Source organism: Pantoea sp. JK (assembly GCF_026130245.1).
Lineage (GTDB): Bacteria > Pseudomonadota > Gammaproteobacteria > Enterobacterales > Enterobacteriaceae > Pantoea > Pantoea trifolii.
In genome coordinates, this window is sequence record NZ_JAINFN010000003.1 from 363,449 (window position 1) to 387,211 (window position 23,763).

The 23,763-nt window shown below is 54.8% G+C and carries 22 protein-coding genes; 14 read left to right on the top strand and 8 right to left on the bottom strand.

What is annotated here, in order from left to right; genetic code table 11:
• Window positions 1-59 precede the first annotated feature (59 nt).
• Together PanJK_RS09275 and PanJK_RS09280 are read right to left on the bottom strand one after the other, a co-directional pair.
• The gene (locus PanJK_RS09275; RefSeq protein WP_256697364.1) at window positions 60-770 is read right to left on the bottom strand and encodes a response regulator transcription factor; all 711 of its coding nucleotides are present in this window, start codon (window positions 768-770) and stop codon (window positions 60-62) included.
• Entirely contained in the window at window positions 767-3,997 is a 3,231-nt protein-coding gene (locus PanJK_RS09280) for a transporter substrate-binding domain-containing protein (RefSeq protein WP_265299148.1), read from the bottom strand. The genes PanJK_RS09275 and PanJK_RS09280 overlap by 4 nt, the downstream gene beginning before the upstream one ends.
• 353 nt (window positions 3,998-4,350) lie before the next feature.
• Between PanJK_RS09280 and PanJK_RS09285 the strand changes: the two genes are divergently transcribed.
• Window positions 4,351-5,298: a sensor domain-containing diguanylate cyclase gene (locus PanJK_RS09285; RefSeq protein WP_265299150.1), complete on the top strand. Its 948-nt coding sequence runs from the start codon at window positions 4,351-4,353 to the stop codon at window positions 5,296-5,298.
• Window positions 5,299-5,461: 163 nt separating this feature from the next.
• Here PanJK_RS09285 and treF read toward each other — a convergent pair whose 3' ends face one another.
• Both treF and PanJK_RS09295 read right to left on the bottom strand, forming a co-directional pair.
• The gene (gene treF, locus PanJK_RS09290; RefSeq protein WP_265299152.1) at window positions 5,462-7,150 is read right to left on the bottom strand and encodes an alpha,alpha-trehalase TreF; all 1,689 of its coding nucleotides are present in this window, start codon (window positions 7,148-7,150) and stop codon (window positions 5,462-5,464) included.
• A gap of 382 nt (window positions 7,151-7,532) precedes the next feature.
• Window positions 7,533-8,387: an SDR family oxidoreductase gene (locus PanJK_RS09295; protein WP_265299155.1), complete on the bottom strand. Its 855-nt coding sequence runs from the start codon at window positions 8,385-8,387 to the stop codon at window positions 7,533-7,535.
• Between the two features lie 97 nt (window positions 8,388-8,484).
• Here PanJK_RS09295 and PanJK_RS09300 point away from each other — a divergent pair, with 97 nt between their 5' ends.
• Complete coding sequence (locus tag PanJK_RS09300) at window positions 8,485-8,847, top strand: winged helix-turn-helix transcriptional regulator (RefSeq protein ID WP_256697359.1); 363 nt, start codon at window positions 8,485-8,487, stop codon at window positions 8,845-8,847.
• A 34-nt stretch (window positions 8,848-8,881) separates the two neighbouring features.
• Here the strand turns inward: PanJK_RS09300 and yghX are convergent, their stop codons facing one another.
• The gene (yghX, locus tag PanJK_RS09305) at window positions 8,882-9,772 is read right to left on the bottom strand and encodes a YghX family hydrolase (protein WP_265299158.1); all 891 of its coding nucleotides are present in this window, start codon (window positions 9,770-9,772) and stop codon (window positions 8,882-8,884) included.
• A 564-nt stretch (window positions 9,773-10,336) separates the two neighbouring features.
• Between yghX and PanJK_RS09310 the strand changes: the two genes are divergently transcribed.
• The 4 genes from PanJK_RS09310 to PanJK_RS09325 all read left to right on the top strand — a co-directional run bounded on the left by PanJK_RS09310 (window position 10,337) and on the right by PanJK_RS09325 (window position 14,022).
• The gene (locus PanJK_RS09310) at window positions 10,337-11,758 is read left to right on the top strand and encodes a cytochrome ubiquinol oxidase subunit I (RefSeq protein ID WP_256697356.1); all 1,422 of its coding nucleotides are present in this window, start codon (window positions 10,337-10,339) and stop codon (window positions 11,756-11,758) included.
• A 1-nt stretch (window position 11,759) separates the two neighbouring features.
• Window positions 11,760-12,764, top strand: coding sequence for a cytochrome d ubiquinol oxidase subunit II (gene cydB / locus PanJK_RS09315; protein ID WP_256697355.1), 1,005 nt, complete (start codon window positions 11,760-11,762; stop codon window positions 12,762-12,764).
• Between the two features lies 1 nt (window position 12,765).
• Complete coding sequence (locus tag PanJK_RS09320) at window positions 12,766-12,933, top strand: DUF2474 domain-containing protein (RefSeq protein WP_101761885.1); 168 nt, start codon at window positions 12,766-12,768, stop codon at window positions 12,931-12,933.
• Window positions 12,934-13,155: 222 nt separating this feature from the next.
• Window positions 13,156-14,022 (top strand): helix-turn-helix domain-containing protein, encoded by an 867-nt coding sequence (locus PanJK_RS09325; RefSeq protein WP_265299161.1) that lies wholly within the window; start codon window positions 13,156-13,158, stop codon window positions 14,020-14,022.
• Window positions 14,023-14,217: 195 nt separating this feature from the next.
• On the opposite strand, the gene PanJK_RS23990 is transcribed toward PanJK_RS09325, so the two are convergent.
• Entirely contained in the window at window positions 14,218-14,274 is a 57-nt protein-coding gene (locus PanJK_RS23990) for an SEC-C metal-binding domain-containing protein (protein ID WP_137386906.1), read from the bottom strand.
• Here PanJK_RS23990 and PanJK_RS09330 point away from each other — a divergent pair, their 5' ends adjacent.
• The 3 genes from PanJK_RS09330 (at window position 14,275) to PanJK_RS09340 (ending at window position 16,073) form a co-directional block, all read left to right on the top strand.
• The gene (locus PanJK_RS09330) at window positions 14,275-14,418 is read left to right on the top strand and encodes a hypothetical protein (RefSeq protein WP_162129952.1); all 144 of its coding nucleotides are present in this window, start codon (window positions 14,275-14,277) and stop codon (window positions 14,416-14,418) included. It begins immediately after the preceding gene.
• Between the two features lie 243 nt (window positions 14,419-14,661).
• Complete coding sequence (locus PanJK_RS09335; protein ID WP_265299164.1) at window positions 14,662-15,444, top strand: siderophore-interacting protein; 783 nt, start codon at window positions 14,662-14,664, stop codon at window positions 15,442-15,444.
• Between the two features lie 89 nt (window positions 15,445-15,533).
• Entirely contained in the window at window positions 15,534-16,073 is a 540-nt protein-coding gene (locus PanJK_RS09340) for a PadR family transcriptional regulator (protein WP_256697352.1), read from the top strand.
• Window positions 16,074-16,132: 59 nt separating this feature from the next.
• Here PanJK_RS09340 and PanJK_RS09345 read toward each other — a convergent pair whose 3' ends face one another.
• Entirely contained in the window at window positions 16,133-16,420 is a 288-nt protein-coding gene (locus PanJK_RS09345; RefSeq protein WP_192412075.1) for a SelT/SelW/SelH family protein, read from the bottom strand.
• Window positions 16,421-16,641: 221 nt separating this feature from the next.
• Between PanJK_RS09345 and PanJK_RS09350 the strand changes: the two genes are divergently transcribed.
• The 5 genes from PanJK_RS09350 to PanJK_RS09370 are packed head-to-tail and all read left to right on the top strand — an operon-like array spanning window position 16,642 to window position 22,631.
• Window positions 16,642-18,975, top strand: coding sequence for a TonB-dependent receptor domain-containing protein (locus PanJK_RS09350; protein ID WP_265299169.1), 2,334 nt, complete (start codon window positions 16,642-16,644; stop codon window positions 18,973-18,975).
• A gap of 48 nt (window positions 18,976-19,023) precedes the next feature.
• Window positions 19,024-20,046 (top strand): hemin-degrading factor, encoded by a 1,023-nt coding sequence (locus tag PanJK_RS09355; protein WP_265299172.1) that lies wholly within the window; start codon window positions 19,024-19,026, stop codon window positions 20,044-20,046.
• Window positions 20,043-20,864 carry a heme/hemin ABC transporter substrate-binding protein gene (locus PanJK_RS09360; RefSeq protein ID WP_265299176.1) on the top strand — a complete coding sequence of 274 codons (822 nt, stop codon included), beginning with the start codon at window positions 20,043-20,045 and terminating at the stop codon, window positions 20,862-20,864. The genes PanJK_RS09355 and PanJK_RS09360 overlap by 4 nt, the downstream gene beginning before the upstream one ends.
• Window positions 20,857-21,855 carry a FecCD family ABC transporter permease gene (locus PanJK_RS09365; RefSeq protein WP_256697346.1) on the top strand — a complete coding sequence of 333 codons (999 nt, stop codon included), beginning with the start codon at window positions 20,857-20,859 and terminating at the stop codon, window positions 21,853-21,855. Before PanJK_RS09360 ends, PanJK_RS09365 begins: the two co-directional genes overlap by 8 nt.
• Window positions 21,852-22,631, top strand: coding sequence for a heme ABC transporter ATP-binding protein (locus PanJK_RS09370; RefSeq protein ID WP_265299179.1), 780 nt, complete (start codon window positions 21,852-21,854; stop codon window positions 22,629-22,631). The genes PanJK_RS09365 and PanJK_RS09370 overlap by 4 nt, the downstream gene beginning before the upstream one ends.
• A gap of 115 nt (window positions 22,632-22,746) precedes the next feature.
• On the opposite strand, the gene PanJK_RS09375 is transcribed toward PanJK_RS09370, so the two are convergent.
• Entirely contained in the window at window positions 22,747-23,730 is a 984-nt protein-coding gene (locus tag PanJK_RS09375) for an MDR family oxidoreductase (protein ID WP_256697343.1), read from the bottom strand.
• Window positions 23,731-23,763 lie beyond the last annotated feature (33 nt).

Consider the following 23,763-nt stretch of genomic DNA (forward strand, 5'->3'; position numbering starts at 1 on the left):
TAAACATCATGACAGTGTGATGCGGCTAATAAGCCTTGATCCGCGTCACAGAACACAATTTAAGCATTATGGTTCAGCACAATTCCGCTGAAATGCTCTTTGTATTTAAATAATTCAAGATCGGATCGCAGACCCAGTTTGCGCAAGGCTGTCTGTTTTTGCCCGCTGATGGTTTTACGACTGCGTGCATATTTGCCGGCGATTTGCGTGATGCTTAATCCATCCAGATAGCAGCGAATCACTTCGATCTCGCGAGGGCTCAATTCGCGCAGTAACAGCGTAATGTCATCGCCCATCTCTCGTGGCAGCAGATAATCGTGCATCTCTTTGTCGCTTTCCTTGAATTTGTCCATCTCCAGCAGCATGTCTGCCGTGAGGAAAAGTTTGTTGCGGCACACCTGATGTAGCGCTTTGATCAACACTTCCTGATCTTCGCTTTTACCAACAAAACCCTGCACACCGGCTTTCAACAACAGCTGCACAATCGCCGGTTTTTCGACAGCGGAAGAGATGAGGATTTTAAGTTGCGGATAGCGCATTCGCAGCTGTTTCACCATCTGTAAGCCATCCAGTTCATCATCGCCGAGGATGTAATCCAGCACTAACACATCCACAGCATTGCGCTGCAGGAAAGTCATCAACTGTTGGCGCTGCGCGAAAGCGCCGACCAACGCCAACTCGGGCTCTTGCGCTAATCGATACTGGATCGCTTTACCAATCAGCGGGTGATCATCTAATACGGCAACTTGCCAAATGGCGCTATCTTTCATGGGTTCACCTCATTAATGGGGGTATTTTCGAGTGCGTTCTGGAACAGTTTTTCCAATTCAGCGACAGCAGCGATCACGCCTGGCAATTGTTGCGCTAAGCATGCACCATCTTGTTGCTCTGCAGCTTGCTCCGCCGCAAGGCAACTGCGTTGTAATGCCTCGGCGCGCAGCAATTTTGCGCTGCCCAGCAGTTGATGTGCCGCATGGCGCGCGCTGGCGAAATTCGTCTCCGCTACAGCCTGCTGCAACTGAGCCAGATCGCGTGCATTTTGCTGTCGGGCTGTTGTCACCAGATCGCACCAGGCTTGCGGATCGTTGGCGGCCAGGTTTTCCAGTGTGAGTAAGGTGTCAGAACGTAGCTGGTTGGTAGGCGCACCGGTTAACACTTTAAGCAGCTGCGTGCGCTCCAGCGGTTTAAACAGACAACCATCCATACCTGCTTGTGTGGCAAGCTGCGCGACACGCTCTTCCGCCATCGCCGTCAGGCCATAAATCGGTACTGCGCGGCGATTGAGTAATTTCTCTTCGATGCGTAGCTGGCGGGTAAATTCGAAGCCATCCATGCCGGGCATATTGCAATCGGTAATGACACGATCAATCTCGTGTTCTCGCCACAGCGTCAGCGCCGTTTCACCACCATCAGCCACCAGAACGTGGTGTCCGGCATAGCGCAATTGCTGTGCAAGCAACAGACGATTGGTGGCGTTATCGTCAACAATGAGCATGCGTAACGAAATCTGTGCCAGCTCCTCCAGCGGCGGATGCTGGCTTTCGGTCTCCAGCACAGCGGCAGGTTGGGCAGTGAAGCGCAGCATAAATACGCTGCCGGCATCGGGCTCGCTCTCAACGTGCAGTTCGGTTCCCAACATCACCGCCAAACGGCGACAAATATTGAGACCTAGCCCGGTGCCGCTAACGCGATTAGTACTTTGTTCAACCTGAATAAAGGGGTCGAAAATGGCTTTCTGCTGTTCAGGCGTCAGGCCAATGCCGCTGTCACACACTTCCAATACGTATTCGGGCTTGCTGGGATCGGCCTGATACAACGCCACCTCGACTTCACCCTGAGCGGTGAACTTGATGGCGTTACTCACTAAATTGGCGAGAATTTGCTTTAACGCCACCGGATCAAACAGCACGCAGTCCTGATCAATTTCCAGCATCACATTGAGCGATAGCCCTTTGTTATGTGCTACCTGACGGAACAGTGCTTCGGTATCGTGCACCACGTCACTCAGCGACATCGGTACATGACGAATGCTGAAATGACCGGATTCGATTTTTGCCAAGTCGAGAATATCGCCTACCAGCGAGAGTAACGAGCGTGAGGATTCCCACGCCAAATCGATATTCTTCTGGCGCTGCGGTTCGTCGCTTTGACCCAGGTGTTCGATTTCCAGCAGGCCAATCAGCGCCGCCAGCGGCGTGCGAATTTCGTGGCTCATATGTGAAAGGAAAGTACTTTTGGCCTCGCTTGAGCGCAGCGCCGCGCGCTTGGCTTTACGCACATCCTCCAGCAGCGTTTCGATGTAATGCAGCTGGCTGCTCATTTCGCGCTCATGCTGACGCTGCTTCGATAGTGACGACTTCAGTAAATGATTACGCCATAAGAAGAACAACAGGCATATGCCAGCCACGCCGATAATACGTAGCACGTAACTGCGATAGCTCTGCCAGGACGTGCTGGTGGCGGGCGGCGTGTACTTGATCCAGCGTTCCATCAGCGACTGCATGGTGGGCTGGGGAATATCGGATAACGCTTTATTCAGGATCGCGTTCAGATGTTCATCAGCAACGTTGGTTGCTATCGCCATGCGAAACATCGGCAACGGCGCGACAAAAGCCACTTTGAAGCGATCGTTGAAGTGGTTATTCAGCAAATACTGCGCGGATTCATAGGGCACGATAAAGCCATCAACCTGCTTATCCTGCAGCTGTCCGAGTGAATCAATAGAAACGGCATTTTCATTAAAATCGATTTCAGGCCAGCGACGGCGTAAATCGAAGCGATAGTATGAGCGCTCGTAGATGCCAATACGCTTGCCCGCCATCTCATCGAAACTGCGCCAGTTACTGTCGCTGCGCGTCATCACCACCCACGGCGAATAGAGGTATGAACGCGTGTATTGAATCTGAGGATTCTGTTTTGACGCGCCGTCACTCACGACAATCAGAGAATTACGTTGACTCACCAGCGCATCACGCATGGCACTTAATCTGTGTATCTCATTGTAATGAAAGCGGATCCCGGTGCGCTGCGAGATAAGATTTAGTAGATCAACGCTTAATCCGGCGACGCGCTGTTTGCCATCCAGAAAAGTGAAAGGCAGATGTGTAGGATCGTAATGCACCGTGATATCGCGGTGCTGCTCCAACCAGTTGGCTTCCGCTTCAGTAAGATCCAGCGGATGGTTTTTCACCACCGACTGATAATCCAGCCCCCACGCTTCGGCGATCTGTACGGCGTTGCGCAGAGGAATGTTTTTGAGGATTTCATTGATGGCATCAATGAGCGATGAGTTATCGGCGCGGGTGGCAAAGCGTGCATCGACATCATTAATGTAAGGCGTACTATGCCCTTCAATGATGTTCTGCAAGCCGCGCTGTGACAGATAGCGTTGCGTGGCGGAGTTACTCCAGAACACGGTGTTTTCGTTAAATGCGGTATCCGTATACGCCCAAAGCGGCGGTGAGGCAGGCTCCAGGATCGCTTTGGGATAGCGTTTATGCAGCAACGCCTTGAGTTCGTCGTCACCGTAGTACATCAGGCGATAGTGACGGTCGTTTAACTGACGATCAAATTTTGCCTGGCGACGGCTGATTAACACGCTCTGCGCCAGCGAATAGGGCGTACTCAGCGCCAGTTTGCTCTCGTGATTGGCGGCCTGCGGATAGTAAGGGATTAAATCTACTTGTTTGTTACTGAGCGCGTTAACCAGTTCAATACGGGTCTTATAACGCTTTACTTCCACGGGGCGATTCAGCGTTTTCGCGATGATAGCCAGATAATCGGCGGATAAACCTTCAAAGGTATTTTCTTCGAATTCAACCGAGTAGGGGGGTAACGTGTGGCTCCACACGCCAACGCGCAGCACTGGATGGCGTTGTAGCCAGCGATGGCTTTCAGCATCCAAAGTCACTTCGGGGGAAACCAGTCCATAACGCGGCGTGAATTTTAGAGTGGTGGCACTCCATGCCGACAGGCAAAACCCCAACAGAAACATCATGCTTATAATGCGTTTGCCCACGAGTTGATTCTCAGTTTTCATTGTTGCAGTCAGGCACTGCCGTGCGGCGGTGCGGCCTTCTGGCGGTGCTTTGATGCGCCAGTTGACTCCTCACAGCGGCACGAAACTAAACAGTTATTAAATGGTATTTAGGAAAATTCTTACGTCTGTAGGCGGGGGCTTAGTTAAGGCTGGCACTTAAGTAAGTTTAGTCAGCTGTTTTCACTGGAAACTTTCGACGTAACTCCTGAAATTTCTCCAATTTACCGCTGCTAATCGGCTTTTCATTTGTTTTATTTACAGAAATTTCCCGGCAGGCAAAATAGCGCTTATTTCCTCTCCTTCAGCCGACCATGTCAGAAGAAGCGCTGCGTCAGCAGATTCAGAACCTGAAAAAGCATAATGCGCGATTAAAGCGTATAGCGCATGACGCGCGTAATAAGCTGAGTGCAGCGCTGGATGGAACCGGTTTATGTTTGTGGCAATTGGATATTCCCAGCGGCAAACTGGTGATTTTTAACCGTCGCTGGGGCGCGATGCTGGGTTTCCAGCCGAAAGAGACCAAAGCCCAGTTCGATGTATGGCGCGATCGCTTGCATCCGGATGACGCAGACGAAGTGCTGAAAGCCTTTTACGATCACATCGAAGGGCGCGCGCCTTACTACGAAGCGCTGCACCGTATGCTGGGCAAGGACGACAGCATCAAATGGGTGTTGGATCGCGGACGCGTCACCGAATGGGACGAAGCGGGCAATCCGATCAAAGTCACTGGCACGCACATCGACATGACCAAAGAGAAGCAGTATGAAGCGCAGCTCTCATCGCTGGCGCATCACGATCCGCTTACCGGACTGACCAACCGCCATGCGCTGCACACGCAGTACAGCAAGATGAAAGCGCTGGGGCCGCTATGCGTGGCGTTTATCGATCTCGATAACTTCAAACACGTCAACGACACGCTGGGACATCGCAGCGGGGATGAGGTATTGATTCAGCTGAGTCAGCGCATCACCGATGTGCTGCCGCCAAACGTGGTGATTGGTCGTTTGGGCGGCGATGAGTTTGTACTGCTGATGCCGTTCCTGATCGACTACCCGAAAGTACGCATTCTGCTGCAGGCGGTGCTGGATGCCGCGCTAACACCGTTTGATATTGATAACGGTCACGCACAGATTGGCGCATCGATGGGCATTGCTCAGGTGCAGGAACGCGACAGCTTCGATGAAGCGCTGATGCGGGCGGATGAGGCGATGTATCAGATCAAGAAGAACGGTAAGCAGGGATTTGGGTTGGCGGGGTAGCTTTGCCCTCACCCTAACCCTCTCCCGCAGGCGGGAGAGGGAATAGATCGAGCTTACATGTGGCAGCGTTTCCCTCTCCTCAGGCCGATAGAGCTTACATATGGCAGCGTTTCCCTCTCCCTGTGGGAGAGGGCCAGGGTGAGGGCATCAGGCCGCACCGATCTTAATCCGCCAGCAAATGCCCATACATGGTCATCAATCTGCGCGTCACGCCGTTGGTCCAGCCGAAGCCGTCCTGCAGCGGATATTCACCACCGCCACCCGGACGGGCGCGATCGCCGCTGATGTCGTACTTCTCCACCAACTTATGATGCAGTGAGTAGAAATTGTTTACCGTATTCAGCCAGTTAACGGCAATTTCTGTCGCCAGCGTCTCTTCACCGTAGTGATTCAAACCGACAACCGCCATCCACTGTAGCGGTGCCCAGGCATTGGGTTTATCCCACTGTTCACCGCTTTCCACCATCGAGGTCAGCAAACCGCCTTGCGTCAACAGCAGATGACGTAGCGCAACGGCCTGCAAGTGCGCCTGCTCGGGTGAGGCGAGGCCAAGGAACAGCGGCACCACCGCCGCAGCGGTAAAGGCGCCAAAGCGCTCGCGGCGCCAGTCGTAATCGCGGTAAACACCGGCGGTGTTATCCCACAGATAGCGGTGAATCGCCTGCTTACGCGCATCGGCTTTTTTCTGCCACGCCAGCGCCGTCAATTCTTCGCCTTTGGCATGGGACAACGTCGAAATCATCAGCTCCAGCTTGTAGAGGAACGCGTTGAGATCGATAGGAATAAATTGTGTGGTACGGATACTCGCCAGACGCTGCGGATCGCGCAGCCAGCGTGAAGAGTAATCCCAACCCGATGCGGCACCGGCACGCAGATCGCGGTAAACCTCATTCGCCGGACGACCTGATTTCTTCGCGGTTTCAATATCTTCCAGCCACGACTCATCGCGCGGCGTGTCGCGATCGTCCCAGTAACGGTTGAGCAGCGAACCATCAGGCATGCGCACCACGTGGCGATAGGCCTGATGCGGCATCAACTCGCCCGCGCCATCCATCCAGAACTGGTACTCTTTCATCAACTGATCGAGATAGCGTTTCGCACCGCGAATGCCATCTTCTTCAAACAGTTCAACCATCAGCGCAAATACCGGCGGCTGCGAGCGGCTGAGGTAGTAAGTCCGGTTGCCGTTCGGCACGTGACCGTAGTTATCAATCAGCCAGGCAAAGTTATCCGCCATGTGACGCAGCAGGTCGTCGCGGCCCGCATCGGCCAGACCGAGCATGCTGAAGTAGGAGTCCCAGTAATAGGTTTCTCCAAATCGGCCGCCGGGTACCACATACGGTTTCGGCAACGGCAGCAGCGATGAATGCGCTAAATGTTGCTGCGGCATTTTGGTTAACACCGGCCACAGATCGTCAATATGTTCGGTTAAAGTTTTATCCGGATTGGAAACATAAAAACTCTCATTCACCTGAGGTGAATAAAAATGCTCGTGCACGAATGCTTCCAGATCAAAATCCGCTGCGCGTTTACGACGACGAAAGCGAATTAAAATATCCAGCGGATCGAATTTTGGTGCGCAGTCCGGGAACGTTTTGCTGTCGGCAAATATGTGCGATGTTTGCACCTGCTCAAACAGTTCCATGTAGCGATCGGCAGGCGTCAGCGCATCCGGCGCGGGCAGACCTTCAATCAGCTCGGGTTCCGGCTCCGAATCCTGCATACCTTCGCGAACGAACTCATGAGGATTATATTGATACTCCAGTTCAGCATCAGCGCGTCGATCCTCGAAAGCGTTATATTGCTGTTGGTTAGTATTAATAGCAGCCTCCTGGTAAATTCTTGAATGCATAAAGAACAAATTATAGAGCTCTGAACGGGCGAAACAACAATGCGATTTATCTATGAACGTAATAAATCATGTCGATGGATCCGATGTTTTTACGATTTTTCAGCGATTACAACGGACTATATTTCAGGAAATGAAAGCGGCGTTTAAGATGGATGTTTAAATAGGTACGCAGAATTATCTGTATTTAAGAAAATCGCTAAAATTTGCGCGAAAAAGCGCGGGATGGCTTGATCAATTGATGGCATACGCAGCGGGGACGGAGCTGTATTTCCCTCACCCTAACCCTCTCCCGCAGGCGGGAGAGGGAACCGATCGAGCTAACATGTGGCAGCGTCTCCCTCTCCCGTGGGAGAGGGCCGGGGTGAGGGCATCAGGCCGCATCTTACTTCTGCAACGCCGCCTTAATCACTTCCGCATACGGCGTGGTTGGGCGACCAATCAGTTTGCTCAGCGTATGGCTATCATCAAACAATCCACCTTTTTCAGCACCGGCATCTGAATCTGCCAGCATCTCGGACAAGCCATCCGGCAAACCGGCACCTTTCAGCGCTGCGGCAAATTCGGCCTGCGGCAGGTTGATGTAATCCACTTGCTCGCCAGACTGTTTGGCAATCTCGGCGCTGAACTGCGCCAGCGTGTAGCTGTCATCGCCAGCCAGTTCATACACTTTGCCAGCCTGATCGTCACGGCTGATCACTTCGGCTGCCGCCGCCGCATAGTCAGCGCGCGCCGCCGAAGCAATACGACCTTCACCGACCGCACCAATAAAGGCATGATGCGCCAGCGCTGGCGCAATACTCGCCGCGTAGTTTTCGGTGTACCAGCCGTTACGCAGCAGCGCGAACGGAATGCCGGAAGCTTTCAGCTGCGCTTCAGTCGCACGATGCTCAACGCCTAATCCCAACGGCGATGTATCGGCATGCAGCAAGCTGGTGTAAGCGATAAAGCCGACGCCGGCGGCTTTTGCCGCCTCGATCACCGCCTTGTGCTGCGCTTCACGCTGGCCGACTTCACTGGAGGAGATCAGCAGCAGTTTATCAACGCCAGCAAACGCGCTGTGCAGCGTTTCCGGTTTGCCGTAATCCGCCGCACGCAGCGTCACGCCCAATGCTTGCAGATCGGCTGCTTTCTCCGGCGAACGCACCGCTGCAATGATTTCGCTAGCCGGCACTTTTTTCAGTAACGCGTCAATCACCAAACGGCCCAGTTGACCGGTGGCACCTGTAATCGCAATCATCTTGTTCTCCTTTTGAACTGGTATGAAAACAGCCTAAGCGATAAACTAACTTTTAGTAAGTACTTACAGATTTGTTAGTTTGAGGTGAATGAGTTAAATGTCTGAAAAGATGAGTGAAAAATTTACGCGCGGTGAGTTGCTTAACGTAAACTGCCCGTCGCGCGAAGTGCTAAAACGCATTACCAGCCGCTGGAGCGTACTGATTTTGCTGGCGCTGCGCGAAGAAACCCTGCGCTTTAGCGAGCTGCGTCGCAAGATTGGCGGTGTTAGCGAACGCATGCTGGCGCAGACGCTGCGCTATATGGAAGAGGATGGTTTTGTTGAGCGCATCGCCTATGAAGTGGTGCCGCCGCACGTCGAGTATCGTTTGACGTCCTTAGGCCGCGAGGTGGAAGGGCAGGTGACCGGGCTGGCGGATTGGCTGGAGAGCAATGTTCATCGGATTTTGAAGGCGGATTGAGAAGGTCGCCATCAATGGCGACCCTACAACGGCATCAGGCGCGTAAATACTTCTCAAACCAACCCAGCGTACGGCTCCACGCTAATTCGGCGGCGGCTTTGTCATAACGCGGCGTCGAATAATTGTGGAAACCATGATTCACGCCAGGATAAACATAGCCTTCATAGATTTTGTGATTGGCCTTCAGCGCCTCTTCATAAGCTGGCCAGCCTTCGTTGATGCCTTTATCCAGCGCGGCGTAGTGCAGCAACAGCGGCGCTTTGATGCGCGGCACATCTTCCGCTTTAGGCTGACGACCATAAAAGGGTACTGCGCAGGCCAAATCAGGGAATGCGACTGCTGCCGCATTGGCCACGCCGCCGCCGTAGCAAAAGCCAGTAATGCCCACTTTGCCGGTGCCCTCCTCGTGATGCATCAGGAAATCAATCGCGGCGAAGAAGTCATTCATCAACTTAGCGGGATCGACTTTGGCCTGCATCACTTTGCCTTCGTCATCGTTGCCCGGATAACCGCCCAGCGAGCTCAATCCATCCGGTGCTAGCGCGATGTAGCCGGCTTTCGCTACGCGGCGCGCCACATCTTCGATATAGGGATTAAGGCCACGATTCTCGTGTACCACCACCACCGCAGGCACTTTACCGGATGCATTGGCCGGTCGCACCAGATAGCCGCGCACCTCGCCGTGACCTTGCGGTGACGGATAGTGAATGTACTCCGGTTTAATCGCCGGATCGGTAAATTCCACCTGCTGCGCCAGCGCATAATTGGGGCTCATGGCGCTCAATAACGTTGCGCCCGCCATACCCGCAACGGTGAATTTCGCCGCCATCGAGATAAATTCGCGTTTGCTGATTTTGCCATGGGCGTAGTAATCGTAAAGCTCGAGCAGTTCCTGAGGGAAATCCTGTGCAGTAAGACGGGCCATAACCTCTCCTTCGCTGTTTAACTGGTTGATTACTGCTCTAAAAAAGCACAGCTTGTCGCCGCTGGCAAATGCCATGCCGCAGCAGGTTAACGTCACCACGTTTACATCACGGCATAATTAATCAGCAGGAATATATCTTTTTATTATAAAAATATTATCTTTTAATTAACAATTATGATCCCCTCGCGCTGTCCGGAAATATTTACATGTTTCAGTCAAACGCCATAAATATCATCTTTTCGCTTTGCACTAAAAAATAAATAAATGAAGTGGTTACCAGCTGAGCACAGCGAGAATAAGCGAAAAACAATAACAATATTGTCACAATGAGTGAGGGTGTTTAACCTTAACGTGGTGATTTTAAAGTATTAGTTTCTGCTGAAAACAATGATCGAAATCAAAAAACACTGTTATAGTTTTACCGACTTCCCCTGTATCTTTTCGTTCGCACCACTTCCTTTTACATTGGCGCGACATTTCTTTAAGCACGGCGAAATAACCGCTGCGCTCTGCTTGTTAATTATAAGTAAAAATTCGGTGTAATTTGTGGCAATGAGGTAAGCAATGTTTGGATTAGACGCCTTTCATCTGGCCAGGATTCAGTTCGCATTTACTGTTTCCTTCCATATTATCTTTCCAGCCATCACCATCGGTCTCGCCAGTTTCCTGGCGGTGCTTGAAGGGATGTGGCTGAAAACCCGTAACGAGACCTATCGCGATCTCTACCATTTCTGGTCGAAAGCTTTTGCCGTTAACTTCGGCATGGGTGTGGTATCCGGATTGGTGATGGCGTACCAGTTCGGTACTAACTGGAGTGGTTTCTCACAGTTTGCTGGCAGTATTACCGGCCCGCTGCTCACCTATGAAGTGTTAACTGCGTTCTTCCTTGAAGCGGGCTTCCTTGGCGTGATGCTGTTTGGCTGGAACCGCGTCGGTCCAGGCTTGCACTTCTTTGCAACCTGCATGGTCGCGCTCGGTACCATCTTCTCCACCTTCTGGATTCTGGCGTCAAACAGCTGGATGCATACGCCGCAGGGCTACATCATCCAGAACGGCATCGTGGTGCCGGAAGATTGGCTGAAAATCATCTTTAACCCTTCGTTCCCTTATCGCTTGTTCCACATGTCGGTGGGTGCCTTCCTCGCCAGCGCCTTCTTTGTCGGCGCGTCGGGCGCATGGCATTTGCTGCGCGGTAACGACAATCCAGCGATTCGTAAGATGTTCTCGATGGCGCTGTGGATGGCGCTGATCGTCGCGCCGATTCAGGCAATGATCGGTGATGCGCATGGCCTGAACACCCTTGAGCATCAGCCAGCGAAAATCGCGGCGATTGAAGGACACTGGGAAAACAAGCCGGGTGAAGCCACGCCGCTGATTCTGTTCGGTGTGCCGGATATGGAGCAAGAGCGCACCAAGTACGCGCTGGAAATCCCGTACCTCGGCAGCCTGATTCTGACGCACAGCCTCGACAAGCAGATTCCTGCGTTGAAGAGCTTCCCGAAAGAGGACCGTCCGAATTCCACCATCATCTTCTGGTCATTCCGCGTGATGGTGGCGCTGGGCCTGCTGATGATTACGCTCGGCGTGGTGTCTCTGTGGCTGCGTTTCAAAGGCCGTTTGTACCACTCGCGTCCGTTCCTGTGGTTCACGCTGCTGATGGGCCCATCGGGTTTAATCGCCATTCTGGCCGGCTGGTTTACTACCGAAATTGGACGTCAGCCTTGGGTGGTGTATGGCGTGCAGCGCACCATTGATGCGGTCTCCGCGCATGGCGATATGCATATGAGCATCAGCCTGCTGGCGTTCATTCTGGTCTACTCGTCGGTGTTTGGTGTCGGTTACCTCTACATGATGCGTCTGATCAAAGAGGGTCCGGTGACCGGCGAAGGTAAAGAGGTTGATCACGGTGGTCCGGGTCAGCATCACACGCCAGCGCGTCCGTTGTCGGCGGCCAAAACCCATAGCGAAAAGAGTGGGGAGCACTAAGATGATCGACTTTTCAATTATCTGGTTTGCCATCATCGTGTTTGGCACCTTGATGTACATCGTGATGGATGGCTTCGATCTCGGCATTGGCTTGCTGCTGCCGTTTAACAAAGATCCCATCGAACGCGACATGATGGTGAACACCGTTGCCCCGGTTTGGGATGGCAACGAAACCTGGCTGGTACTGGGCGGCGCGGCGCTGTACGGCGCGTTCCCGCTGGCGTATTCGGTGCTGCTGGATGCGCTGTCGATTCCTTTGACGGCGATGCTGATTGGCCTGATCTTCCGCGGCGTAGCCTTTGAGTTCCGCTTCAAGGCCACGGTAGAACACCGTCCGTTCTGGGATAAGTCGTTCATTGCCGGTTCACTGCTGGCCACCTTCAGCCAGGGCGTGGCCGTTGGCGCCATCCTGAATGGTTTCCCGGTGATTGGCCGTGAATATGCGGGTTCAGCGATGAGCTGGTTAGCGCCGTTCCCGCTGTTCTGCGGCGTTGGTCTGGTGATCGCTTATGCGCTACTGGGTTGTACCTGGCTGATCATGAAAACCGAACACGACCTGCACCGTAAGATGTCTGCGCTGGCGACACCGCTGACGCTGACGCTGCTGCTGGTGGTGGGCATTATCAGTATCTGGACGCCGCTGACGCATGCGGATATCGCCCAGCGCTGGTTCTCGCGTCCGAACCTGTTCTGGTTCCTGCCGGTTCCGGTGCTGGTGGTGCTCTGTTCGTGGGGGATTGTGCGCGCCATCAAGCGTGAAGCGCATTACTCGCCGTTCATCCTGACACTGGCGCTGATTTTCCTTGGCTTCTCGGGCCTTGGCATCAGCATCTGGCCGAACATCATTCCACCGTCCATCACCATCTGGCAGGCGGCGTCTCCGGCGAGCAGCCAGGCGTTTATGCTGGTGGGCGGCTTGCTGATTATTCCGGTCATTCTGGGTTACACCTTCTGGAGTTACTACGTGTTCCGCGGAAAAATCAAAGCCGACGAAGGATACCATTGAGATGAAAACCGAGGTCAGCAACATGAAAACTCACTCTGAAACGAAGATTCCGTGGTGGAAGCAGGTGATGTGGCTGGTAGTCATTTACGGCGCAAGCGTGCTGGCACTCGGTGTGGTGGCATCACTGTTTCGTATGATGATGACGGCAGCGGGCATGCGTTCGCATTGAGTCCCCGCATTAACAGAACCCATTGATATCACCGTAGGGTCGCCATTCATGGCGACCTTTTTCTTTTCTGCGATCAAAAAAACGTTAGTAACCTAAGCAATTAATGCTTTTCCCGCTTCGGTACGTTTACTCTTCCTTACGTTAGTAATACGTTTTTGTTATATTTATGTGACGAATAACGCAAATTCATGACGTTAACCACCTCATTCGACTCTCAAAATCATGCTCAGCCTGAATGTAAAAAAACAGTACATCAACGATCTGGTGGACTGGATAGAAGCGAACCTGACCGACGAACTCAACATCGATCTGATTACCCTGAAATCCGGTTACTCCAAATGGCACATGCAGCGCATGTTCAAAGAGATGACCGGGCAAACGCTGGCGTCCTACACGCGCAAACGTCGTCTGACCATGGCGGCGATGGCGCTGCGTTTGACCAACATGCCGCTGATCGACATTGCGGTGCGCTTTGGCTTTGATAATCAGCAGAATTTTACCCGCGTGTTTAAAAGTCACTTCTCGATGACGCCGGGTGCCTATCGCCGCATTCCAGAGATGCTGATGAAGGATTTCCACAGCCGCATCTCCACGCAGCGCGAGTGGGTCAATGCGCGTCTGGCGCAGAAGCCGGAAATTCAGCTGTGTGGTGAAGTGATTGAGTGGGAATGCCGCTTCGGCGAATACATCGTTCACCATAACCATGTGGTGGCGCAGCACACGCGTGATTTCATCGCTTTTGCGGGTCAGCACGTGAATCGCGGCTGGCTGGGCTTCCAGTTCAGTCCGGGCCTACATTCCGCCGATCAGCAGCACATCAGCCTGTTCCAGGCGCTGGAAAGTCAGTACGCCGATGTGCTGCCGCGCAATGTGCAGAACTGGACCGGAGAAAGTGGTTTGTATGCGGAGATTGACTGGCACGGCGCGCCGGAAGAGATCAACGCGTTCACCGCGGAGATTTACTACAACCACTTGCCAGCGCTGGGCGTAGCACGCCGTGCGGGCAAAGATTTGCTCAAGCTGGATCTGAAATACAGTACGCCCGATCTGTTGCAGGGCACCTTCTATATTCCGGTGGCGGATATGTAATGCATAATTCGTGCGGTAAACCGTGACAAACCGCACGATTTTATAAACTCAAGGCGGTAATCGGCGTAAAATTCTCCATCGAAACCTGATTGGCCGCGTAAATCACCAGCCGCCACACATCAGGCTGGATAATCACCTGCATTTCTGGTCCATTCCGGGCCGCTATAATGAACAGACAAAAAAATTATGCGACTTCTACCGTTGTTCCTCATGACAGCGCTTGTAGCGTTTTCTTCGCTGGCAAGTGCACAGATGGCTGAGCCTTTTTCACCGCCGGGCGGTCTGCATCCGCATCAACCCCATTGCGCGCAGCATGAAATTCTGGGCGATAATGTACTGCCGAAACATAGCCAGGATGATGGCAGTTTCGTAACCTGCGGCAATCACCAGGCGTAATCTCGTTCCGCCACAAACCTCTCATCTGCTGCATCCTTTATGAAGGTCGTCATAAATGACGCCCCTACATTCGCACATGCCTTCCGTAGGGTCGCCATTCATGGCGACCTTTGCGATGGCGCGTACCATTCTGGCGACCAAACACACAGATAGCATTTTTCGGCATTGCATCGAAGATATATCATAACTATTCTCTCCCCATCAGATGAGAATGACTTTCACTATCTTTTAGGGAGACACCACGTGCAAACTACCCCTTCCGAACGCGTGCCACGCCGCGTGCGCAATGAACTGCGCTTCCGCCATATCACCGTGGTCAGCAAAACGCTGATTGCCGGTGAATTCTGGCGCATTGTTTTCAACGGCAGCGATCTGGCCGGCTTCAACTCGCCATCGTTTGACGATCACATCAAAGTGTTCTTCCCGGAACATGCCGGCGCTGAGCTGGCGCTGCCGCAGATCACCGACGAAGGCATCGTTTGGCCGAATGGCGTACGTCCTGCCGCGCGTGATTACACGCCGCTGGAATTTAACGGCGTCGATTCTCTGACCATCGATTTCTACATCCACGATGGCGGCGTTGCCAGCAGTTGGGCAAACCAAGCCAAAGAGGGCGATCAAATTGCGATGGGCGGCCCACGCGGTTCGTTGGTGATACCAACGGATTATGCCTGCCAGATTTACGTCTGCGATGAGACCGGTTTGCCGGCCTTTAAACGTCGTTACAGCGAAATCCAGGCGCAGGAAATCCACCTGCTGGCCTATGCCGATGAAGCCACCGGCCGCGATTATCTCGGTGATTTGCCAAATGTGCAGGTGAGCTGGTTGGGAAGCGGCAACATGCAGGCCGATAACCTGGCACCGATTACGGCACAGCTGGATCAGATTGCGCTGCCCGCCACTGAATACTTCATCTGGCTGACCGGCGAGGGCGAAGCGGTGAAATTGCTGAGCGATTACTTCACCCAGGGACGCGGTGCAAATACCGATTTCGTGCGCGCCGTAGCTTATTGGCATCAGAAATAACGGTAATGCTGCGCGCGCTGCCGCCTGTGTTGAATTTTGCCAGGTGGCAGACTACTATCAACCTCCCTTAATTAGCGCTCAGGAAGGCAATGAAACAGCAGCGGGATTTTCCATGGCAATCCGATCACGCACAGCGTACCGTCTGTGCAGGCGCACGTAAGAAGCGTCGGGAGCGGATGCTGGATGCCAGCGATATCCGCCTGTTAATGCTGCACTTTCTGGCCAACAGTTCTGCGCACGGTTATGAGCTGATCAAATCGGTTGAAGAGCTCTCCAAAGGGGAATATTCCCCGAGTCCCGGCATTATTTATCCCAACCTGACGCTGCTCGAAGAGATGGATGCGATTCGCGTGGTCGATGCGCAGGCATCACGCAAAGCCTATGCACTGAATGAGAGCGGCGTGGCGCTGCTGGCAGAGAATCGTGACAATGTGGATGCGATTATCGAGCGCTTAACCTCACTGGCGATTCTGGTGAATAACCGCAGCATTCCGCAGGTTGAGCAGGCGATTCACCTGATCAAACACACCTTGAATCATCGTCTGGCGCAGGAAGATATTTCGGATGAGGCGCTGGAGATAGTCATTAGCGCGCTGCACGAAGCGGCGGAAAAAATCGCCAAAAGTTAGCATTACGAACGTAGGGTCGCCATTCATGGCGACCGTCCAGAAAATCGCACCAACCAAAATCAACTCTTCTTCTTATCCACATGCCCCAACGCGCGATCCGGCCAGCAAACATCGCGTACGCGCTGCTTTAGCGCGGCCGCATCCGGAAATCCGCCTTCCTGCTTACGCTCCCAAATCACCTGACCATCAATGGTGATCTCAAATACGCCGCCGGTTCCCGGTTGTAGCGTTACCGCACTTAAATCCTCGGCAAACGTATGCAGCAACTCCTGCGCCATCCAGGCGGAACGCAGCAGCCAGTTACATTGTGTGCAGTAATGAATGGTAATCGCTGGTTTCTGTGACATAACCTGTCTCTTTTAGATATATAAGTTAACAAAATGTGCGGTCCAAGATACATCTTAGCTTACTGCTAGTTGATAATGATTACCACTTGCATTACATTCCTGTCGACATCATTTATTACATAAAATAAGTCCATATTTTTTTACGGTCTTTTAACCCAAGCCCGTACTTTCAGGCAGCAAGCAAGTGAGCGAATACTAACAATTAACCAGGTATTTCGCGCATGTCTTCACTCTTTCAGGGAACGGCCCAGCAACGTCTTTTCAAAGTTGCCATCTTATCTTCAGCCATTCATGCCGCTTGCAGTTTTGCCGCCAGCGACAGTACCAGCAATGAACCGGTTCTCACCGTCACCGCGCCAAAACAGCAGGCCGGCAATAAAACCACCATCACGGCACAAGAGCTGCAAAAACGCGGTGCGAATGATTTCGGTTCGATCATGCGTTATGAGCCGCTGATCAGCGCCACCGGATCCAGCGGCGGATCCTCGGCCGGCAAAAGCGGTTTCGACCGCGCGGGCTATACCGGTTACAACATTCGTGGTCTGGAGAGTAACCGCGTCGGCATGGATATCGACGGCATTCCGATTCCAGATGCCACCGGCCGTCCTTACGTCAGCCGAACCGGCAACAACACCTTTGGAATTGGCCGTGATTACATCGATCCCTACATGTTCGGCAGCGTTGATATCGAGAAGGGCGCCACGGCGGTGGATCAACCGAATACCTCGATTGGCGGTAACGTCTCATTCCATAACAAAAGCGCCGACGATTACCTTAGCAGCGACAAAAAAACCTACTTCGGTTATCAGAGCGGTTACGACTCATCGAATCGTAGCTGGCACAACGGCATCACCGCCGCCGCCGGCGATGATGAGCTGCGCGGCCTGTTTGTTTACAGCCGTCGCGACGGTCAGGAAACCGAGAACAACAGCGGCGTGATCGATGCTTATCCGGCCAACTGGCACTCTGACGCCTTTATGACGTCCGGCATCTGGCAGCCGAACGATCAGCACAAGCTGAGCGCTACTTTCGATTACTATCACAAAACCAATCACAGCCATTACGATACCTGGGACACCAGCGGTAACACCGTTTGGGGCACCGCGCAGCAGCAGAGTGATACGCGCCGCTGGGGCATCAATCTGGCGGATGAGTGGACGCCGTACAACGACTTTATCGATACGCTGACCACGCGCCTTTACTGGCAGCAAACGCAGGCGCACGACAACACTTATCTGCCAACCAGCGCTAGCCAGTATGGTTTTGTTTACTCTGATTTCAACGTCGATACCTACGGCTTCGACACGCGCGGCACCAAAACGCTGGGCCGCCATGAGCTGAGCGCCGGTGTCAACGCGCGCCTGGATAACAGCGAGCGTCCGTTCCGTCAGGAGCCAACGCCGAGCACCTTCAGCGCCATCACGCAGCCGCAGTCTGACAGCCGCACCTTCGCGGTGGCGGGTTACCTGCAAGACAAGATCAATTTCGATCTTGATAGCCGCAACTTCGCGGTTATTCCTGGCGTGCGCGTAATGTATCAAAGCACCAAACCGAAAAATCTGGGCGATCTGACTAACGGCAGCACGGTGCTGACCGAAGAGCAGGTTGATGCGCTGTACGGCAAAACCAACTCCGATACGCAGGTGCTGCCATCGCTGACCTTCCAGTACGACTTAACGCCAGCGCTGACTACCTATCTGCAATATAAACGCGGCGTGCAGTTCCCAACCACCAGCCAACTGTATGGCTCATGGAACCTCGGCTCCAGCTATGCGGGTAGCGCGCAGTATGCGCTGATTGGTAATACCGATCTGAAAACCGAAACCAGCAACAACTTCGAATGGGGCCTGAAAGGCCAGGCGGCTGAAGGCGTAACGGTCAACACCTCGGTGTTCTACAACCAGTACAAAAACTTCATCGCTTACACCCGCTATCGTCGCTCGGCCAATCCGGAGATGTTCGTCAACGTACCGAGCAACATCTACACCAGCTATCAGGCTGAAAACCGCGATAAGGCCTACATTTATGGTGCTGAGATCTCAACCAAAGTGAATTACGGCACCTGGTTTCCGCAAGTGGATGGCCTGAGCAGCACCTTTGCGCTGGGCTATAACGAAGGTAAATCCAAGTCCAGCTACGCCGGTGACAAGTACATCGATCTCGATAGCGTCGCGCCATTGAAAGCGATTGTTGGCCTGGCGTGGGATGACAAAGCGCGCGGTTACGGTGCAGCGCTGACCGCCACCTTTGTGAAAGGCAAGCAGGCCACGGCGACCAACCGCGAAAGCTACACCAACACTGGCACGGCGATCACCGATTCCACCTCGGAATATATGCGCGTACCGGGTTACGGCATGGTGGATGCGACGGCTTACTGGCAGGCGACGAAAAACGTCAAGCTGAGCGGCGGCATCTACAACATTACCGATCGCAAATACTGGGATTACACCAGCAGCCGCACGCTGACCAGCAGCAATGCCCAGGAACGCAACGACATCAACCTGGCGGTGATGCCAGGCCGCACCTTCCAACTGGGTGTGAACGTCGATTTCTAATCACTTTTCGCCCTGCGGCAGCGCAGGGCATTTTCATGGAGCAAGGCAATGAACCCACGTTACGATCACTATCTGGCGCTGAAAGGCGAGCATCCGAAAAAGTACGCGCGCGATCTCGCAGCATTGATGGGCATTGGCGAAGCGCAGCTGTGTGAAGCGCGTGTCGGCCAGGATGCAAAGGCGTTAAAAGCCGATTTCCCAGCGCTGCTGGCGGCACTGGCGGCAGTGGGAGAAACCAAAAGCATTACCCGCAATGAATATGCAGTTCACGAGCAGGTGGGCAAATATGAAAACCTGCACCTCGGCGAACACGCCGGACTGATTCTCAACCCGCGCGCGCTCGATCAGCGCCTGTTCCCGAGTCAGTGGCACAGCGCGTTCTTCCTGCGCGAGCAGAGCGCTCACGGAGAACGTCAAAGCATCCAGATTTTTGATCGCCACGCTGATGCGGTGTTGAAAATCTACACCACCGACAACACTGATATGGCCGCGTGGGATGCACTGATTGCGGAACTTGTGCTGGAGAATGCGGCGGCGTTAGATCCGCAGCCCGCCAGCGCGCCGCAATACAGCAACGCGATTGATGCCAGCAAAGTGGAAGCCGAATGGCGTGCCATCACCGATGTGCATCAGTTCTTTGGTCTGCTGAAGCGTCACAACATCTCGCGCCCGCAGGCGTTCCGCGCGGTGGCGGACGATCTGGCACGTCAGGTGAGTAATGACTCGCTGGCGCAGTTGCTGGATCTGGCGCAGCAGGATGGCAACGAAATCATGATTTTCATCGGCAACCGTGGCTGCACGCAGATCTTCACCGGCGCGGTAGAGAAGCTGATGCCGATGGATAACTGGATCAACATCTTCAATCCGACCTTCACGCTGCATTTGATGGCGGATCACATCAGCGAAAGCTGGGTGACGCGCAAACCGAGCGGCGACGGCTTCGTCACCAGCCTGGAACTGTTTGCTGCCGACGGCACGCAGATCGCGCAGCTGTACGGCCAGCGCAGCGAAGGCACGCCAGAGCAGGCGCGCTGGCGCGAGCAGGTGATGTCGCTGGAGGCGCTAGCATGAAAAAACTTCTGTTGCTGCTGACTGCGCTGGCGCTGCCGGCTGTAGCGGCCGAGCGGGTAATCTCGATTGGCGGTGACGTCACGCAAATCATCTACGCCCTGGATGCGCAGCAGGATCTGGTGGCACGCGACAGCACCAGCCAGTATCCGGCGCAGGCCAACAAGCTGCCGGATGTCGGTTATATGCGTCAGCTGAATGCCGAAGGGATTCTGGCGCTGAAGCCGACGCTGGTGCTGAGCAGCGAGCTGGCAAAACCGTCGCTGGTGTTGCAGCAGGTGGAGCAGGCGGGTGTGAAGGTGGTGGATGTCACCGGCAAAAACAGCCTCGACGCCATCCCGGAAAAAATCGCCACCATCGGCAAGGCGCTGCATCGTGAAGATGAAGCCAACGCGTTGATCGAAAAGGTCAACAAACAGCGCGCGCAGATCCCGCAACAACCGTTGCCCGTTAAAGTGCTGTTTATCATGGCGCACGGCGGCATGCGCACCCAAGCGGCAGGCGCGCAAACCGGCGCGGACGGCGCGATTCGCAGCGCCGGTCTGATCAACGCGATGGCGGTGGTGCCGCACTATCTGCAGCTGTCGCAGGAAGGCGTGGTCGCCGCCGCACCGGATTTGATCGTGGTGGGTGAAGATGGCCTGCGTACGCTGGGCGGCGAAGAGAAAGTGTGGGCGCTGCCCGGTTTGGCATTGACGCCAGCCGGTCAGCATCGCGCTTTACTGGTGGTTGATGAGATGGCGCTGCTGAGCTTTGGTCTTGATACGCCGGGCGCGATTGTGAAGTTGCGTCGTGCCGCTGAAGCAGTAAAACATGACTAATACCTCCATGCTTCGCTGGCTGTGTGTGATGGGCATCAGCATGGTGATGTGTATGCTGCTGGCCGCCAACTTCGGCGCGATGCCGCTTTCAATGCGCACCTTGCTGCGTGCGCCGCTCAGCGATATGGCGTGGCAAATCTGGATCAACATCCGCCTGCCGCGCGTGCTGCTGGCGGTGCTGCTCGGCATGGCGTTGGCAGTGTCCGGCGCGGTGATGCAGGGATTGTTTCGCAATCCGCTGGCCGATCCCGGTTTGCTCGGCATCAGCAGCGGAGCGGGGTTGGCGGTGGCGATATCGATCGTTATCCCACTCGGCTTGCCGCCGCTGCTGGCGCTGTGGCTGCCAACTCTCGCTGCCTTTATGGGCAGTTTGGTGGTGACGCTGCTGATCTTCAGTTTTAGCCGTCTGGCGTTGGGAAATTTATCGCGCTTGCTGCTGGTCGGCATCGCCATCAATGCCTTATGTGGCGCGGCGGTTGGCGTGCTGTCGTGGCTGAGTAACGATCAGCAGCTGCGTCAGCTGGCGCTGTGGGGCATGGGCAGTTTAAGCGCGGCGCAGTGGCCGAGTTTGCTGGTGTGCGCAGTGCTGATTCTGCCGGCACTGATGGCGATTCAGCTGCGCGCGCGCCGTCTCAACTTGCTGCAACTCGGTGAAGAAGACGCGCATTACATGGGCATCGACGTAAAGCGCACGCAGCGTCAGCTGCTGGTGCTGAGTGCGTTGCTGGTGGGCACCGCCGTGGCGGTGAGCGGCATTATCGGCTTTGTCGGTTTAGTGGTGCCGCACCTGATGCGCTTCTGTCTCGGCAGCGATCATCGCTGGATGCTGCCGGGTTCGGCGCTGGCGGGCGCGATTTTGCTGCTGCTGGCCGATACGCTGGCGCGCACCGTGGTAGTGCCGGCGGAAATGCCGGTTGGCCTGTTAACCAGTCTGCTGGGCGGCCCGTGGTTTCTCTGGCTGATTCTGCGTGAGCCCAAGGGGGATGAATGAGTGACTGCATGCAGGCGCACGGTCTGCGTTTTAGCCACGGCTCACGCGCCTTGATCGACGACGTTTCCCTGACTTTGCAGCCTGGCGAAATGATTGCGCTGATTGGTCCCAACGGCGCGGGGAAATCCACGCTGCTGCGCTTGCTCACCGGGTTTCTCACGCCAGAAGCGGGCGAGTGCTGGCTCGGCGATCGTCCGCTAAACAGCTGGCCGCGCGAACCGCTGGCGCAGCGCCGCGCGGTGATGCGTCAGCAAAATAGCGTGAGTTTTCCGCTGCCCGCCGCCGATGTGGTGGCGATGGGGCGTGCGCCCTGGCCTGCCGCTCAATCCAAAGCGGTGATTGAAGAAGTGATGCAGATTACCGGCAGCCTTGAGCTGGCACAGCGCGATTATCGATCGCTTTCCGGTGGTGAACAGCAGCGCGTGCAGCTGGCGCGCGTGCTGGCTCAGTTGTGGCATGACGATGGCCCGCGCGGCTGGCTGTTTCTCGATGAACCCACTTCCGCGCTGGATCTGTTCTGGCAGCAGCACAGTTTGCGCTTGTTGCATCGCCTGACGCGCAACGGACGCTTCAGCGTCTGTACCGTGCTGCACGATCTGAATCTGGCGTCACTGTGGTCGGATCGCGTGCTGTTGCTGCATCAGGGCAAGCTGGTGGCAGAAGGCGCGCCGCATGAAGTGATGACCGAAAGCACGCTGACGCGCTGGTATCAGGCGGAGCTGGATGTGATGCTGCAGGATGAGAAGGGCAGGCCGCAGATTCAGTTACGTGCATAATGTTTCGTAGGGTGGGCATTTATGCACGTAGGGTTTTCGTAGGGTGGGCATTTATGCCCACCAGGCCGTGATTGATGTGTATAAGGTCGCCACGAATGGCGGCCCTACGAAAACATCAGCGGCAATCGACGATCAATCTGCCGCGTACTTTACCCGCCAGCAGCTGCTCGGCACCTTCACGCGCTTCGCTCAGCGGAATCACTTTGGTTAACTGCTGCAACAGGTCGCCATCCACCAGTTCCGCCAGGCGCTGCCACGCCTGCTGACGCAGCGGTTTGGCGCACATCACGCTATCCACGCCCGCCAGCACCACGCCGCGCAGAATGAACGGCGCGACGCTGGTCGGCAGATCCAAACCTTGCGCCATGCCGCATGCCGCCACCACGCCATCGCGCTTGATGCCCGCTAACACATTGGCCAGCGTGTGGCTGCCAACGCTATCAATCGCCGCCGCCCAGCGCTCTTTCGCCAGCGGTTTGCCCGGCTCGCTCAGCTCTGCGCGATCGATGATCGATGTAGCGCCAAGCGTGTTGATCAGGTAATCGCTATCGCTGGCGCGACCGCTGGACGCAATAACCTCATAGCCGAGACGCGCCAGTAAGCTGACGCTGAAACTGCCCACGCCGCCACTCGCGCCGGTGACTAAAACCGGGCCGTGCTGCGGCGTGATGCCCTGTTTTTCCAGCGCCAGTACGCACAGCATGGCGGTTAAACCAGCGGTGCCAATCGCCATGGTTTGTAGCGGGCTAAGTGCGGCCGGCACTTTCACCAGCCAGTCGCCCGAAACGCTGGCTTTCTGCGCCAGTCCGCCCCAGTGTTTTTCGCCTACGCCCCAGCCGGTGAGCAGCGCCACATCGTCTTGCTGCCATTCGGCATGGCGGCTGCTGATCACCCGGCCAACAAAATCGATGCCCGGCACCATCGGGAATTGCCGCACAATCGGGCCTTTGTTGCAGATGGCGAGTGCGTCTTTGTAGTTGAGCGTGGAGTAGCTTACTTCGAGGGTGACATCCTGATCGGGCAGTTGTTTTTCTGACAGATCTTTCAGGGATGTGCGGTATCCCTGTTCATCATTTTCAATGACCAATGCCTTGAACATGCAGCCTCCGGCTGGTTGAGGAAAGTGGGGTAA